The organism is Limibacillus halophilus, assembly GCF_014191775.1.
Classification (GTDB): domain Bacteria; phylum Pseudomonadota; class Alphaproteobacteria; order Kiloniellales; family CECT-8803; genus Limibacillus; species Limibacillus halophilus.
Window position 1 is genome coordinate 100,491 of sequence record NZ_JACHXA010000002.1, and the last position, 16,554, is coordinate 117,044.

The following is a 16,554-nucleotide window of genomic DNA, read 5'->3' on the forward strand; positions in this document are numbered from 1 at the left end:
AGAAGACCCGACTAGCCTAAACAGTCGGAAATCGGGCGCACCTTAGTCTCAGCCTGCCGCTGCGGCAAGTATTGATAAAACCCGCATTGTAAGTGCGATTATCCCGAGGCCTTGATTGCTGGTCGGGCTGCAAACGAGTAGAGTCCCGCACGGGGGAACAAACCGGATCGGGAGTCCATTCATGCGGCCAACTTGGCTCGTTTTTACCTTATCGCTTTTCGTTTCCCTTGCCACGCCTGGCCTTGCTCAGGTCGCGAACCAATCCGCACAGTCTTCGGGAACTCTGGCGGCCCCCGTTGTCTCGAAGGCGCTCGAACTAGCGGACAAGGGGTCCTTAAAAGCGGCGCAAGCGCTCGTTGCCCCTTTCGAATCGCCACTTCTTGACGGCCTCCTGATCTGGCGAGCCGCACTCGCCGATAGCCCGGAGGTTGGATTTTGGGATATTGCCGTCTTTTTGGACCGCCATCCGGGCTGGCCGCAGGAATCTAATGTGGTCGTCGCGGCCGAGAAACGTTTTCCCGAGGAGATTGACCCCGCAACACTATCGATCTGGTTTGAGTCCTATCGGCCCCGCACCATGCCGGGTATTGAGCGCGCGTTGGCGCATTACTCCCGGATCGGCCAAGAAGCCGAGGTCAGCAAGCTCGCACGCAAGGCTTGGCGCGAACAATCAATGTCAGAGGATGTGGAGAAGCGATTCTTTGCCGCATACAGCCGCTTTTTGACCAAGGACGATGATCGCGAACGTTTTGAGGCTTTGTTGTCACGGCAGGATTCGAAGGGCGCGTTGCGTCAAGCGGCCAGATTAGGGACAGGGATTGCAGCGCTGGCAACAGCGCGCCTGAAGCTCGCCGGAGACGAGCCGGGCGTAGACGGCGCGGTTCGTGCGGTGCCTGCCAATCTGCAGGACGATGAAGGCTTGCTTTACGAACGTGCGCACTGGCGTTTGCGGCGTAACCGTTATGAAGGCGTGATGGAGTTACTCGACCCGCCACATCCCGAATACAGGGATGCGGATCGCTGGTGGAGGCTGCGCCATTGGGCCGCTCGGGAAGCGATGGATCGAAAAGACTTCAAGGCCGCCTACAGAATTGCTGCAGGAAACGGCTTGGAGAGTGGCATCGAGTTTGCGCAGGCGGAGTGGCTGGCGGGTTGGCTCGCCCTGCGGTTCCTCGACCGTCCCGACGATGCGCTCGCCCACTTTCAACGACTCTATGACGGCGTCGGCACGCCGATCAGCAAGGGACGTGCTGCTTATTGGGCCGGCCGCGCCGTGGAGGCAACTGCGGGCATGAGTGCCGAGACCCGTCGCTGGTATGAATTGGCGGCCGCTGAGTCCACCAGTTTCTATGGTCAGTTGGCGGCCGTGCGCGCAGGCTTGCACCAGCGCAATGCCCTATCGCCTGCGCAGGCTGCCCCCCCGGCTGACACAAAAGAGAAAGAGGCTTTTGAGGCCAAGGAATTGGTACAGGTTGTCCGTTTGCTTAACCGATTTGATGAAACCGAGCGTTTGAGCAGCTTTGTGATCGCCCTTCGGAGCAATGCCGAATCCGCAAGCGATTATCGCCTGCTGGCTGATCTTGCCGCAGAGAGCAAGCGCACGGATCTGGCCGTTATCGTCGCCAAATCAGCTCAGTTAGCCGATGTTTATCTAGAGGACTACCTCTATCCGCTGCCTCCGGTGGCGCCCTTCCCGGCACAGCAATTGCAACAGCGCAATCCGGAAGCGGCGCTCGTTCTGGCCCTGATCCGGCAGGAAAGCCTATTCCGCCGCGATGCCATAAGCCGCGTCGGCGCACGCGGCCTGATGCAGCTTATGCCGGGCACTGCAAAGAAAGTGGCCAAAGACCTTGGCTTGCCTTACAGCAGTGATCGGCTGCTCGATGATGGGGGCTACAACATGACCCTTGGCAGCGCATACCTGAAGGAAATGCTGGAGCGGTTTGGCGGATCTCACATCCTTGCGATTGCCGCCTACAATGCGGGGCCAGGCCGCGTGGATGAGTGGTTGGGTCGGTTTGGTAATCCGACCACACCGGGCGTCGACCCCGTCGACTGGATTGAGCGGATACCGTTTTACGAGACCCGTAATTACGTGCAACGCGTCCTCGAAGCGATGGTTGTCTACCGCCAACGGATCGGCGGCCCAAACGCACTGGAGCTTCAGCTTTCACAAGACCTTGACCGAGCCGCCGGTCGCTAGACAGCAAGTTCCTCATCTGCTGTGCTGCGCAGCGAGGTGAGGGTCAACGATCAGTGAGTGAGGATCAGCAGCAAAATGAACACTGAAGTTAACAGCACTCCCTGGGGCCAGATCAAAGCTTGCGTCTTTGATGCTTATGGCACCCTGTTCGACGTCCATTCGGCCGCTGCACGACTTGCCGAAGAACTGGGGCCGAACAAAGACTCCATCTCTAATCTCTGGCGCCAAAAACAGCTGGAATACACCTGGTTACGCAGCTTGATGAAAGAGCATGTGGATTTCTGGAAAATCACAGGTGACGCCCTGGATTTCGCCTTGGAAAGCCACGGCGTTCAGAACCCGCAATTCCGAGCTCAGCTCATGGAGCTCTATCTGAAACTTGAGGCCTATCCGGAGGTGCCGGCCTGCCTGCAGCGCTTGCAAGCCGCAGGCATCGCAACAGCGGTTCTTTCGAACGGCGAGCCCAAGATGATGGCCGCCGCTATCGAGTTCGCAGGCCTTGGCCAATCGCTCGACTATGCCCTTTCAGTTGAGGAAGTGGGTGTGTACAAGCCAGACTCGCGTGTCTACCAGATGGCCGTCGACCGTTTGGGCGTGACGCGACAGGAGATTTGTTTCGTCTCAAGCAATACGTGGGATGCAACCGCAGCCGCGCACTTTGGTTTTCAGGTGGCCTGGTTGAATCGCTTCAACCGCCTCTGGGATAAGTTACCGGGAACACCGAAGGCCGTTATCAGCACGCTGGACGACCTTCCGGTACCGGTCCGCGCTTGAGACAGTTGGGAGGGTGTAGAACCGGATGACTCCTCGCCGCGACCTGAAAGTCCGAACGAAGGACGGCCTGCGTCTCCACGTCGAGGACTGGGGCGATCCGCTAGACGACACGGCTCCGTTGCTTTGTCTCAGCGGTTTGACCCGGAACACACGCGACTTTCGGGAACTGGCTGAACGGCATGCTCCGCATCGTCGTGTTGTCACTTTCGATTACCGAGGCCGGGGTCGATCCGATCGGGATAGCAACTGGCGCAACTACCGCCCAGAAGTTTATCTGGATGACGTTTTCCAGGTGATCGCTGCGACAAACCTCCACCACTTCGTTGTGGTGGGAACCTCCCTGGGCGGTTTACTAACCATGGGTATGGGCCTTTTGATGCCCGCCGCTTTCAAAGCCGCCGTCATCAACGATATCGGTCCCGATTTCACTCCAGGCGGTGTCGAGCGGATACTTGCAGCAATTGGCGAAGATAAACCGCAGGCGGATTGGCCCGATGCTATGGCGCATATCGCCAGCAACTTCCCGCCCGGCAGTTACCCACGCGCGGATGAGAACACCTACCGCAAACTAGCCGAGACCGCGTTCAAGGCCGGCGACGACGGAAAATTGCATTTCAGTTGGGATACGGCGATTGCCCAGGCACTCGTTAAGGGTCCGCCACCGGGCGACCTCTGGCCACCGTTTCTGAGCTTGAAGCAAAAGCCGCTTTTACTGGTCCGGGGGGAGACATCCGATCTCCTGAGCGCGGAAACGGCGGCACGTATGGCCGAACGGCATCCGGACCTGACTGAGGTGTGCGTCAGAGGCACGCCACACGCCCCGACATTGGATGAACCCGAAGTGGAGCTAGCGATCGATGAGTTCCTCGCCCGTATCGATTCCTAAGACCTCTGCGTCCGACCTAACGACACCGGTCTTTGCCGATGTTCTGGCCGCCGCCGAGAGGCTGAAAGGCCATGCCATCCGTACGCCGTTGCTCGAGAATATGGCGCTCAACGAACGTACCGGCGGCCGAATTCTGATCAAACCGGAGGTCCTGCAACGCACAGGGTCTTTCAAGTTCCGCGGCGCTTACAATGCAATTTCCAGCCTTCCCGCTGACGCAAAAAAGCGCGGTGTTATTGCCTACTCCTCAGGAAACCACGCGCAGGGCGTGGCCGCCGCCGCCCAGATTTGCGGCATCCCGGCGCGTATCGTCATGCCGTCGGACGCCCCTGCCATCAAGGTTCAGAATACCAAAGGCTATGGCGCGGAGGTCATCCCCTATGACCGGTTTGGCGAGAACCGCGAAGAAATTGCGGCTCGTATCTGCGCCGAATACGGAAGTTACTTGATCGCACCCTATGATGACCGCCGGATCATTGCCGGCCAGGGCACTTGCGGCCTGGAGATTGCCGAACAGGCCGAGGCGCTTGGCGCGCTTCCAGAAGAGGTCCTTACGTGCTGCGGCGGCGGCGGATTGACGGCCGGTATCGCCCTCGCCCTCCAGAACAGGCTTCCAGATACCGCACTAACGCTCGTTGAACCTGCCGGATTCGATGATACGGGACGCTCGCTTGGGAGCGGATCAAGAGAGGCGAACGACCCCGCGGCAAGGTCGATCTGCGACGCATTGCTTTCGCCTATGCCGGGGAACCTAACTTTTCAGATCAATAAGAGCCTGGTCACTCAAGGCGTCGCTGTCAGCGACGACGAAGTAATGGACGCCATGGCCTTCGCGTTTCGATGGTTGAAGTTGGTTGTTGAACCAGGTGGCGCCGTCACGCTAGCCGCCGTTCTCTCAGGCAAGGTCGCGACGCACGGCCGAACCTTGGCCATCGTCCTTTCAGGCGGAAATGTCGACTGGCCTCGGCTCCAAGAGGCTCTTGAAAGAGCCTGACCCCATCAAACGGGCGACGACGACGTATTACTGCCGGATGAATTTGCGCTGACCGCAGAAGTGCCGGACGAGGCTGCTGCGGTCTTGGGCTGTATGGAAGCCGGACGGGCATCCTCGATACGTTTGAGCATGCCTTCGATGAAGGCGCCCGCGTCAATAGACAAGGATTTATGCATAATATCGCCGGTCACCTTCGCGCTGGCGAGGAGTGCGACATTGGTTGCGTGTATCTCGCCATCGACCTGGCCAGATACCTTGACCTCTTCGGCCCGTATGACGCCTTTGACTCGCGCACCATGTCCGATCGTGACGCTTCGGCTCAAAACATCGCCATCAACCTGTCCGTCAATCTGAATATCGCCATCGGATTCAAGGTTTCCGCGAATCGTCAGATCGTTGCTGATGATCGACGGCACGCCCCCGATCGATGCACGAGGGCGACTGCCAAGGCCATTGTCCTTGGGCTCCGGGGAGGGGGTCATATCAGAAGGTCCTCCGTTCTTAGCCTTTGAAAACATGCCTACCTGCCTCCAGAAAGTTATCCGGGTTGAGCGGGTTGCCATCGATGCGGATCTCGTAGTGCAGGTGCGGTCCAGTGCTTCGTCCAGACGACCCTACGGCACCAATCGGTTGCCGGAAATCAATGGTTTCACCGCGTTTCACCTCTATCCGTTTGAGGTGCGCATAACGTGTTGTAACACCGAAACCATGATCAATTTCTATATAACGGCCATAATTTCCAAACCATCCGGCTTTTACCACCTTGCCTGGTGCAGGTGCGAATACCGGTGTTCCCGTCGGCGCACCAAGGTCGATACCGTAATGCTGCGCCCGCTTGCCGTTCTTCGGGTCCTTACGCGGACCATAGTTACTGTTCAACTCGTAGCTATCCATCGGCGGTGTCAGAGGCAATGCGGTTGCGATGGTTCGCAGCCCCTCCCAGCGCCGCAGGTGCAGGTCCAGTAGTGCCAGCGCTGTTTGGAAAGAGTTGTCCTGATCCAGTTCCGGCCCTACCAACGGTACGAACGGACCACCCATGCCAAGCTCGCCCTCCGGTGCATCGTTCACGCGGTTCAAAAGCTTGTCGACTTCCACACCCGTCATCGCAACGGCTTTTTCGATGTCACCGATGCTGCTGAGCGTGCGTTCGGTAAGCTTCGCTACCAGATCGAGTTGGCGTTGCTCATAGGCCGACAGAGTCTCTTCCAGGCTCACGACCTGTAGTTTCAGTTCATCGCGCTCCCTGGACAACTGAGCCCGCATATCACGGGAATCATCAAGAGATTCCTGCAGGTTGATAATGATCTGCTCTAGCTGGGTCTGGCGGGTTTCCGCGCCTCGCTGACGCGTTTCAAGCGCGGCGATTTCCGCTTCGAGACTGAAGCGCTTTTCAATCAAGGCTTGACGTTCGGCATCGCCGATCACGACATCCTCGGATATGTCTTCCAGATTTGCCTGAAGCTTTTGCTTCGTCAGCTTCTCACGAGTCAGGCGTTCCTGAGTCTCGGTGAGCTGACCAAGCAAAGTTTCCCGGGCTTTCACAACTTCTTCGCGCTCGGCCTTTGTTGAATCCAGCACGCTTTTCATGGAGGTGACCTGGGTTTCCAGGGTCACGTTCTGCTCAGCGATCTGGCGCAGGCTGGATTCGAATGAAGCCAGCTTGTTTTCGAGCGCGTCGCGCGCCACGACAACCTTTGCGTGATCGCCCTCACTGCGATTAAGCCGGGCCTGAATGTCAGCCAGATTTACGCCTTCGGCCTGACCGGAAAGAATATCCTGCAGCATCGACTGGTTGTCTTCCAGACCGCCCAGGATGTTGGTGTATTGATCGTAGTACTGGTCAATCTCGTTCAAGAGCGATACGTAAGCCTGGTCGCGCTTGTTAATTTCCGTTTGCTGCTCGCTTATGATGACGGGAGAAACAACAGCCGTTACCGTCGCTGCGAGTCCCCAACCTGCTAAGCAAATCGCCAAGCCCGTCGCCAGTTTCTGCTGCCGCGGCGAAACCCGAAGAAATCGGACTCTGCCTTCGGCACGCAAATAAATTTCCCTTTCGGGAAACTGGCGATCGACCCAGGCACGAACGTGTCTGAGAATTTCCTGCATTCGAACCAATAAACGCGGCAACGCTAAGGAAGGCGGACCGTTGCAGCGTTTCCCTTGTTAAAAGGGGTATCCCCCGTTGTTACCTCAGAGTATGCCTGCTTATCAGGCGCTCCGTTTAGCTTCTCGTTTTGCTCGTTTGGCTAGCTTCTGAGATGCCGCTCTTCCAAGCGCGGAAAAAGCTAAAGGTTAACGGCGAGATGAGCAAGGGGGTTGAATCAATACCGCAGTTTTCCAGGGTTTTTAGAGGCTCTTAATGAAAATCCCGGGACCGGTGGAGCGCTGGATGGCGCGCTTGCCTCCGATCCTGTGTCGGATGCCGGGCTTCATCTGCCCGACCAGATGCCCCGGCAAAGGCCGTCGCGGGCATCTCCAATTCAGCCAGACGGGGGCTCAGGTCATAGAGTTGATCGGCGATAAGATGGATAACGAGCCCTTCCTTCTGGAGCCGCCCCTGCACCGCCAACAAGCTCGACTTCATCACCACGGCGCGTTGCTTTTCAAAAAGGTCTGGCCAGATCACGATATTGGCCACACCCCACTCATCCTCCAGGGTCGCGAAGATAACGCCTCTGGCCGTTCCGGGACGCTGGCGCACCAGAACCAATCCCGCCAACCCGAGTCGGCATCCGTCCGGCGAATCCTTGAGCGCACGACTGTCTCGCCATCCCTCGCGTTCAAGCCGAGCCCGCAGAAACGATAGCGGATGGGCACGCAGGCTAAGGCGCAGGCTGAGGTAGTCCTCCACCACCTGCTGACCGGGTGCCAGGTCGGGCAACGTCACAACCGGCTCAGGCCCCCTCTCCTCCTCTTGCGCGGCGGCAAAAAGTGGTAAGGGATTGGCGTCGGGCAGACCCTTTATCTCCCACAAAGCCTGACGCCGGTCGCGCTCAAGCGAAGCGAAAGCATCGGCGCGGGCCAACACCTCCAGCGTACGGTTGGACAAGCGGGCGCGGCGCCACAGCGTTACGATATCCGGGTAACCATTGCCCCGCACCGAAACCAGGCGCTTGGCCTCCGCTTCGGCCAAGCCCTTGATCTGACGCAGTCCGATGCGCAGCGCCAACGTCCCGCGCGATCCCGGCTCCAAACCGTAATCCCAATCGCTGTGATTAACGTCCACGGGCAGCACCTCGACGCCATGCTCACGGGCGTCGCGCACAATCTGCGCCGGCGCATAGAAACCCATCGGTTGACTGTTCAACAGGGCTGCGGCGAAAACCTCTGGATGGTGACACTTCATCCAGGCGGAGACGTACACCAGCAGCGCGAAAGAAGCCGCATGGCTTTCCGGAAACCCGTAAGTTCCGAAACCTTCAATCTGCCGAAAACAACGCTCGGCGAAATCCTCGTCATACCCGCGCTCTACCATGCCATGCACCATCTTTTCGCGGAACTTATGGATGGTGCCGGTGTTCTTGAAAGTGGCCATGGCCCGACGCAGTTGGTCCGCCTCGGCGGGCGTGAACCCGGCGGCGACAATGGCAATCTTCATGGCTTGCTCTTGGAACAGTGGTACACCCAGGGTCTTCTCCAGCACCGCACGCAGCGCATCCGAGGGATAGCAGACCTTTTCCGCGCCGCTTCGCCGACGCAGATAAGGATGTACCATATCCCCTTGAATCGGCCCTGGCCGCACAATGGCCACCTCCACCACCAGGTCATAGAAGTCGCGCGGTTTGAGCCGGGGCAGCATGCTCATCTGAGCCCGACTCTCCACCTGGAAGACACCAATGCTATCCGCCCGGCAGAGCATGTCGTAAACCTTGCTGTCCTCAACCGGGACGCTGGCCAGATTGTGGTGCAATCCCTTGTGACAGGCCAGCAGGTCAAAACCCTTTCGCAGACAAGTCAACATGCCAAGCGCCAACACATCCACCTTCAGGATACCGAGCGCATCAAGATCGTCCTTGTCCCATTCGATGACCGTCCGATCGGCCATTGCCGCGTTCTCGATCGGCACCAGTTCCCGCAAGGGCCCCCGCGTCATCACGAAGCCACCGACGTGCTGCGACAGATGGCGGGGAAAGCCGATCAAGGCCCGCACGATCTCCAAGGTTTGCCGCAGGCGGGGTGCATCCGGGTCCAATCCGGCCGCGCGCAAGCCCGCCGTCGGCACTTCCTCACGGCTCCAACCCCAGATATTACCCGCCAAGGCGCCCAGGGTGTCGCTGGAAAGCCCCATGACCTTGCCGACGTCGCGCAGCGCCCCTCTGCTGCGGTAGCGGATCACCGTCGCCGTGAGACCCGCGCGATCCCGTCCGTAGGTTTCATAGATATGCTGGATAACCTCTTCGCGACGCTCGTGCTCGAAGTCCACATCGATGTCGGGCGGCTCGCCGCGCTCACTGCTCATGAAACGCTCGAACAGAAGATCTAACCGCGACGGGTCGACTGCAGTGACCCCCAAGCAATAGCAGACCGCCGAATTAGCCGCCGAGCCCCGTCCCTGACAGAGGATGCCGCGCTCCCGCGCGAAACGAACCAACTCATAAACGGTCAGAAAATAAGGCTCGTAACCAAGCCCGGCGATCAGTTCCAGCTCATGCACGATCTGCGCGCGAACCTTGTCTGGCACACCGCCTGGGTACCGCCGCGCCGCACCGTTCCAGGCAAGCTGCGCCAGTCGCGTGCCGGGTGAAGTTCCATCGGGCGCGATCTCCTCGGGGTATTCGTAGCGTAGATCATCGAGGGAGAAATCTACGCCCGCGACAATATCCAGACTGTGGGTCAGGGCTTCGGGATAGTCGACGAAGAGGCGCGCCATCTCCTCCGGAGATTTCAGATGGCGTTCCGCATTAGCTTCCAGGCGAAAGCCCGAAGCCTCGATCCGGCAGCCCTCGCGGATACAGGTCAGAACGTCCAGCAGCAATTTGCGGGCGGGCTCATGGTAAGCCACATCGTTACTTGCCAGCAGCGGGCAATCACTATTCTCGGCCAGTCTCGCCAGCTCCGCCAGCCGCCGCAGCTCCCCGGCGTGGTAGTGGCGGAAGGCGGCCAAAAAAACCTCCCCCGGATGGCTGGCCGCCAAACCCGCTAGCCAAGGCTGAAAATCCCCCCCTGGTCGGCGCGGCGGCTGAACGATCAGAAACTGCCCCCCTCCCAATGCCTCCAAGTCGCTCCGATGAAGTTCACAGTCTCCCTTTCCGGCACGCCGCTTGCCTCTGGTCAACAAGTCGCACAAGCGCCCATAAGCCGCTCGATCTCTGGGATAGCAGATGATCTCCAAGCCATCGCGCAGAACTAACCGCGCGCCCACCAACAAACCTATTCCGGCCTGCCGGGCGGCAACATGGGCGCGCACCACTCCGGCCAACGAATTGCGATCCGCCACACCGATTGCCCGCAAGCCCATGGCTGCGGCCGCCGTTGCCAATTCCTCAGCATGGGACGCGCCCCGCAGGAAGGAATAATTGGTCGTCACCTGTAGCTCGGCAAAGGCTGTCATCCCATTCCGCCTCCGTTCAACCGAAAAGCCCATGCAAGAACCAATCGCCGCCATCGCGAAACAGCCAGAATCGCCGACCTTCCTGATCTTCGACACGGTAATAATCGCGCTGCGGCAGCCTTGCGGGTTCGCCTGCCTCCCTGGCCGCATCCCTGGCCGCATTTTCGTTCGTTAGCGGTCGTTCCCACCAGGCGCCCAACAGACGCTCGGGGCCTTCAGCCCGCGCCACCAGGTGTGTGACCCGCCGCCACACAAAGCGCACGGGTGGATGATCCGGCAGCAAAGCAAGCGTCTCGATCGGCTCGGGACGCGGTAGCAAGCGTAACGGGCGTAAACCCGCAGGATTCTGCCCATCAAACGTGCTTCTCCAAGCGTTGGGAAGGTCTCCTTTCTCCGTGGGCTCTCTCTTAACCTGGGCCGCTTCAGGCCAATGAGACGGTCGTTGCTCCAGACTGTAGACGCGCCCTGTGCCAAGGCGGTTCAGAAGGCGGTCAAGCAGCCCGCCAGTCTCACCCCGGTCCGCTTTCCTTCTGTCCGCCAGGGTCATCTGCTCGGCGCTCAGGGGCTCCGTCACCCCCGCTGCGAGGGTCATGACCTCGACCCCATAACCCGGATCGAAAGACTCTTGCCGGTCCGCCAGCAAACGGCCGAGATGCTCTGGATCACGGTTCGCCTTGCTAACGCCGATTTGGATCTCCTGCCGACTGGCATCGACCCTGTGCAGAACTAGAAGCAAACGGCGCGCGCCCTGGTCCGCTTGCTGCAAGGTTCTGCAGAGTTCCTGGAGCAGCTTCTCCACCGCTGCGGCGAGATCGTCCACGGCGGCGACCGGCTCCGAAAACCCGAGCCGGGCCTCGAAGCGCAGCGGCGCGCGGCGTGGCGACAAAGGCTCAGCCATCGCCCCCAAAGCTTGCCGCAGGCGTCGCTGCACGGCTCCCCCCAGACGCGGCGCCAGCCCGGCGGGCGGCAGCTCGTAAAGCTGACCGATCTGCAACAGGCCGAACCGCCCCAACAATTCCACCTCCGCCTCCTGCAGTCGTAAGGCTGCAATCGGCAGAGACGCCAAGGCGGCGCGCTGCCCGTCCGCCGGGACAATCCGCAACGGCTCTCCTGCGGCAGTCGCAAAGCGTGCCACGGCCCAGGCTGCTCCCGGCGTATCGGCAAGCCCCAATCGGACCGTCAGACCCCAACCCTCCAGGCGATGCAAGAGGTCCCGGCCCATCATGGCTTCACCACCGAACAGATGCGCGCAACCGCTGATGTCGAGCCAACAAGCCGCCGAGCCCGCGGCCCCCTCATTACTTTCATCCAGAGCGACCCAGGGACTGTAGCGCTCCAACCAATCCGCCAGCTTCTCCAGGCGACGTTTCTCGGCACCCCGATCATGCGCGAGCGTAACAAGACCAGGTAGCAGCGCCCGCGCTTGGGTCAAAGGCAGGCCCGGCGTCAGACCCTGAGCCTCGGCTCGTCTATCCACTGCCGATAGGCGCAGTAGCCCGCGCTCGTTCTCGGTTAGGGCAAAGGGGGCCTCAGGAAGCCTGTGTTGCCCTTCCCAGTTCCGCGCCGGAGACAGGTGGTAGCGCTCCGTCGCGAAGCGGGGCAGCCATAGAGAAAGCACACGTTTCATCGTTCCACTCCATGAGGCAGTCCCCCCGGCGCCCACCCCGGCAATGCAGCAACTCGACCTGCCAGCGCGGCCGTCCCAACAAACGATTATCGGTGCGGCTGGATTGCCCCGCAGCACCAGCGGTGCTGGGCGCAGGCGCCAAGCGCCAATGGCTGAAAGCACCGCTGCCCTTTTGCTCGGGCGGCGGCGTGAAAGACCGCAGCAGCAAAAAACAAGGGATACCGCTTGCTTCCGCCGCCAACTGCAAGCGACGGGCGGCAATGCGCCCCAACTTGCCAATCTCGCCTAACACCAAGGCCGGGCTGCTATCCGTCAAAGCTTCCTCAAGGCACCAGAAGACCTCGGCATCTCCAGCAGCGCGAACAACCAGAAGGTCGGTTGGCTTCACACCGAAGGGCAGCAAACCGGCGCCATAGAGGTCGTCATGTCGCGTGACCCAAAAGAGCGGTCCTTGCCGATTGCTTTCTTGCAGGAACAATCGCACCAAAGAGGTTGCAAAAGCGCTCGCGACACCGTCATCCCATTCCCGCCTGCAAGGCTCGAAGAGATGCAGGGCCGCAAGCGGCAACCCCCTTTCCGGTAGCAGTCGATCCAAAGCTTTCAGACCAAACTTCAGGCGCTTGCTGGAAGAGCATCCTCCCCCTTCAAGGTGAAGAATTTTCATTCTAAGCTCTTGTATTTTCTTATTTTCCTTTGAAGCTCTTATCATTTCCACACCAATGTTCTTGTTATGTTCTTTTTAGGGTAGAACGCTGCGGCGGTCAAGAAGGCCTGCGGCTTATGGACAGGGCCAATCCAATTGGGCAGTCTCTGGGAGATCATGAGCAATGCACAGCAAACACCCTCAGCCATAGCAGACCCGAACCGGGTGCGCGGTGGCTTCGCCGATTTGACCGATTATCACCTGACCGCCTGGCGGCAGGATGAAGCGGAAGTCTCGCTCTTGGTCAGACACCAGCATCTGAACCGCAGTGGCGTCATGCACGGCGGCATGCTGACCACCCTGATCGACACGGCCTGCGGGTACAGCGGATGCTACCGTGATGAACCGGAACAGTCGTTGCGCGCATTTACCCTCTCGCTCACCTGCCAGTTCATCAGCACCGCAGAAGCGGGCGCCAAGTTGACGGCCCGCGCCGTTCGCAAGGGAGGAGGCCGATCAATCTTCTACGCAAGCTGCGAGGTCACCGACGCGCTGGGTCGTCTGATCGGTCAAGGCGAGGGTGTCTTCAAGTACATCACCCGCCCTTAGCCTTACCGATCCACCTCTTCGGGAATTGCCCTGGGACGATCCGTGTCGCTGTTGCCGTTTCCCACATCGAAAAGACCACGCAGAAAGCCGGGCGCCAAGGCCGCCAGCGGATTGACGGCAACCACTGGGTCATCCAGCGGACCGGTCATCGTGTAGGTAACGGCAAAAACGCCCTCGCCTTCTCCGCCAGTCAGGATATCTCCCAACAAGGGAATTGCGCCCAGCACCTGATTGACCGCGTATGCGGGCACAACGGTGCCGCGCAGGTCGGCGAGGTTTTGATCGATATCGACACTGCCCTGCGCCGTCAGCCCCAACGCCGAACCGTAAATACGCAGCAGATCACTGGATATACGCCCTTCGACGGCCTCGAAATCGCCCTTAGCCCTCTTGAACTCAATCCCCTCGCCGCTAAGGACATTGACGATCCCCGTCAGCGAAGCGACCGTCAGCAATTTTGCCAACACCGGCGCATCGATTAGCTTGAAATCCTTGATCTCAATATTGCCCCGTAGCGGATTGGTGCGTGCAATCCCTTCCCGTGAGCCATTGATCCGCAACAGCCCCCCATCCATTGTGTCGAAAAAATCCAGGCTCCGAAACAATCCGCCAGCGTCGGCGGCGGCCATCTCGAGCACCTGCCGCCCGTCCGTTGCAGGCGCATAGGAAACCTCCACCTCGGGGGAGCGCTCCTGCCCGTCCACGACAGAACTGCGAAGCTGCTTGGGAATCCGGCCACGCAGGAGGAAACGGCGCCAGCCTTCCTTCACGCGCTCCAATTCAAGATGTCCGTTTTCCAGATAGCTTTCATCGCCAAAGCGCAATCGCTCGATGTTACGCAGCGTCAGAGTCAGGTGTGTGTCATCCGGTTCGGTAGCGGCGGTATCCTCATCCTCATCACTTTTCAGAAACGGTCGAGCGTCCAGGCTTCCCCCCGCTACGGATACCGTCAAGCGCTTAGGACCACGTGTAATTTCCACATCCCGCAAGGCTTGCTCGCCAAACGCTAGCGCACTCAATCGCGCTTGAGCGATATCGCGGCCCTCTGCGTTGAACTGAGCGTCGCCGGATAATTTTAGTGTTCCCGCCGTCACCTGAATATTCTGAAGGCTTCGCGGTGTACCCTTCAAAAGAGACAAGGAAAAGCTTGCCTGCCCTTCCTCACCCGCTGCTTTTCGCCAGTTCCCGAGATCTCTGATCTCCATCGTCGCGGAGGTAAGCGAGGCCTTCACATCTACTTGGGCTTCGCCTTTAGCTTGTTCTGTATAGAGGAAGTCCGCGGAGAACGGCCCCGTCAAGTAAGGCGCGCTGGCAATCCCAAAAATCTGCAGTTTTTCGTGGCCCACGGTCGCCACAGTCCCTTCGAGACGGCGTCGAATTCCCTTTACTGGCGTGAAATTCTCACGCCATTTGAATGTAAGCGGGACATCAGCAAGGCTGGCTTCTCCGGCAATCGACATACTGTCCTTCGATAAATCGAGCTTTACATTGGCACCCGTCACGTCCTGCCCAAGGAGCACTTTGATCAACCCCGTGTCGGTCAGATCTCCCTGGGCCGAGACATCCATTTCATCAAAGGTCAGATCGGCCAACAACGGAAACGCAAACCGGGCTCGCGCCGAGACACTGCCGACCGCACCTTCCGTGTTCAGACCGAGTTTATCAATCAAGGCCACGCGGGGGTGATTCAACAAAGAGAACACACTTGGCAGCGGGCCAATTGCAGTAAACTCCACCGCAAGAAATTGTTCCTTGGCATTCAGGCCGGTTATATCCAAAGTGCCGCTGCCCAGCACAATGTCACCTGAGGTCCCCCCCTGCATCTCGAGCACCAGTCCCTGGGGCGAGAATGTGGCCGTACCATCTACACCCACCACCGGTGGCATGGGGCGCAGGTAATGGGCATCGACACCGGCAAACGTGAAAGTGCCATCGAGGTTTTCCAGGACCAACTCGTCCCAATTGCCTAACGGCGCGAAGAGCGCGACCTCCCCCACTAAGTTATCGACATCTCCGGCGGTAATATTTTCAAGCACCCAATCACGCCCGTTTTGCGATACGCCCTCCGGCCAGTACAAAGGCAGTGCTTCAACATCCATGCCTGCCAGTGTGAATTTCAGTCTGGTTCTGAGATCTCGCGCCTGACGACCGAACAGGTCACCCGACAGACCTTGCAACTCGCCGGAGAGTGCGAGCTCGGGCCCGCTATCACCTTGTCCCAGGGAAATATCGAAGCGGCGCAAATTGACGGTCGCACGCAAAAGATCGACCCCTGCTTCCAGCCGCACACCGCGGACCGGAAACACCGTCATATCAACGCCGGGCACCGTGATAAAGCCTGGGCCTCCGTCTATCTCCAACCCCGCCTGAGTTATAGTGCCAGCCGCGTTCAGGGAGACAACCATCGTGCCACGCAGCTCCAGGTCCAGGCCTTGCAATTCCTTGAGTTCGCGAAAGGGCAGAAGAGCGGCAAGACGGCCCGGATGAATACCCGAGAAGCGAGTCGTCGCATCTATCCGACCGGTTTCCTGTTCGTAGTTTGCATCGGCCGTCAGTTCCGCCAGGTCCTGTCCGACTTCCAATGACAGGCGTAACGCCGCCACGATACCTGTATCGTTCCGACGCATATCGATGTAGGCCTGCGGAGCGCGCCACGTCAGGCCCGAATTTTCGTCGCTCATGACCAAGCTTGCGCCGATAATTCTTACACGCCGCAGGGCTGAGAAAATCGACGGCTCACTCGGTTCCTGGTCGTCGGACGAGGTGCCCTCTTCAAGCCAGTCGTCAAGCGTCAACTCGTTGAGTCCGCCGGAATCCGTTTGTGGCAAGGCAGGGTCATCACCTTTCACACCCGCAGATGTGAGCCGGACACGCCCCTCTGCGGTGCGCGCCAGGCTTAAGCTGATGCCAATCACATCAACCTGCTCCACAGCGATCCGCCCCTCCAGAAGCAGTGGCAGGCTTATACGCACGTCGGCGCGTGGTAATTCGAGGATCGCAACCCCTTCCGAATCCCGCAAGCTTATGCCGAACGCACGGAACTCGGGACGCCGCAAGTCTTCATCCCAGGCCAAAGACATGTCCGAGATTCTTGCATCGATCCCACGACCCGGATCGGAAAGCGAATCCTCGAGATAAGGCGTGATGAAGGAAAGCGTGATGGGGCCTTCGGACAAGCGCCAGACCAATGCCAAGCCCAGGAAAAACACCATGACCAAAGCGCCGATTATGATTTCCGCAACGATCTTGGTTGAATGGCGAATCATC

11 protein-coding genes are annotated in these 16,554 nt (G+C 59.4%); 5 read left to right on the forward strand and 6 right to left on the reverse strand.

The features are described 5' to 3' along the window. The first annotated feature begins 181 nt into the window (after nt 1-181). The 4 genes from FHR98_RS03625 to FHR98_RS03640 all read left to right on the forward strand — a co-directional run bounded on the left by FHR98_RS03625 (nt 182) and on the right by FHR98_RS03640 (nt 4,857). Complete coding sequence (locus FHR98_RS03625) at nt 182-2,203, forward strand: lytic transglycosylase domain-containing protein (RefSeq protein WP_183415285.1); 2,022 nt, start codon at nt 182-184, stop codon at nt 2,201-2,203. A 75-nt stretch (nt 2,204-2,278) separates the two neighbouring features. Next, complete coding sequence (locus FHR98_RS03630; RefSeq protein WP_183415286.1) at nt 2,279-2,977, forward strand: haloacid dehalogenase type II; 699 nt, start codon at nt 2,279-2,281, stop codon at nt 2,975-2,977. Between the two features lie 25 nt (nt 2,978-3,002). Beyond that, complete coding sequence (locus FHR98_RS03635; protein WP_183415287.1) at nt 3,003-3,863, forward strand: alpha/beta fold hydrolase; 861 nt, start codon at nt 3,003-3,005, stop codon at nt 3,861-3,863. Continuing rightward, complete coding sequence (locus FHR98_RS03640; protein WP_183415288.1) at nt 3,835-4,857, forward strand: threonine ammonia-lyase; 1,023 nt, start codon at nt 3,835-3,837, stop codon at nt 4,855-4,857. Before FHR98_RS03635 ends, FHR98_RS03640 begins: the two co-directional genes overlap by 29 nt. Before the next feature lie 5 nt (nt 4,858-4,862). On the opposite strand, the gene FHR98_RS03645 is transcribed toward FHR98_RS03640, so the two are convergent. The 5 genes from FHR98_RS03645 to FHR98_RS03665 all read right to left on the reverse strand — a co-directional run bounded on the left by FHR98_RS03645 (nt 4,863) and on the right by FHR98_RS03665 (nt 12,699). After that, on the reverse strand, nt 4,863-5,339 hold the full coding sequence (locus FHR98_RS03645; protein WP_183415289.1) for a bactofilin family protein: 477 nt from the start codon (nt 5,337-5,339) through the stop codon (nt 4,863-4,865). 19 nt (nt 5,340-5,358) lie between these two features. Beyond that, the gene (locus FHR98_RS03650) at nt 5,359-6,963 is read right to left on the reverse strand and encodes a peptidoglycan DD-metalloendopeptidase family protein (protein ID WP_221205712.1); all 1,605 of its coding nucleotides are present in this window, start codon (nt 6,961-6,963) and stop codon (nt 5,359-5,361) included. A gap of 250 nt (nt 6,964-7,213) precedes the next feature. Further along, entirely contained in the window at nt 7,214-10,408 is a 3,195-nt protein-coding gene (locus FHR98_RS03655) for an error-prone DNA polymerase (protein ID WP_183415291.1), read from the reverse strand. A gap of 16 nt (nt 10,409-10,424) precedes the next feature. Beyond that, a complete protein-coding gene (locus FHR98_RS03660) occupies nt 10,425-12,035 on the reverse strand; it encodes a Y-family DNA polymerase (RefSeq protein WP_183415292.1) in 1,611 nt (536 codons plus the stop codon). Further along, nucleotides 11,938-12,699 carry an ImuA family protein gene (locus FHR98_RS03665; RefSeq protein WP_183415293.1) on the reverse strand — a complete coding sequence of 254 codons (762 nt, stop codon included), beginning with the start codon at nt 12,697-12,699 and terminating at the stop codon, nt 11,938-11,940. Before FHR98_RS03665 ends, FHR98_RS03660 begins: the two co-directional genes overlap by 98 nt. A gap of 156 nt (nt 12,700-12,855) precedes the next feature. Here FHR98_RS03665 and FHR98_RS03670 point away from each other — a divergent pair, with 156 nt between their 5' ends. Beyond that, complete coding sequence (locus tag FHR98_RS03670) at nt 12,856-13,287, forward strand: PaaI family thioesterase (RefSeq protein WP_183415294.1); 432 nt, start codon at nt 12,856-12,858, stop codon at nt 13,285-13,287. Nucleotides 13,288-13,289: 2 nt separating this feature from the next. Here FHR98_RS03670 and FHR98_RS03675 read toward each other — a convergent pair whose 3' ends face one another. After that, the gene (locus tag FHR98_RS03675) at nt 13,290-16,553 is read right to left on the reverse strand and encodes a YhdP family protein (RefSeq protein WP_183415295.1); all 3,264 of its coding nucleotides are present in this window, start codon (nt 16,551-16,553) and stop codon (nt 13,290-13,292) included. Nucleotide 16,554 lies beyond the last annotated feature (1 nt).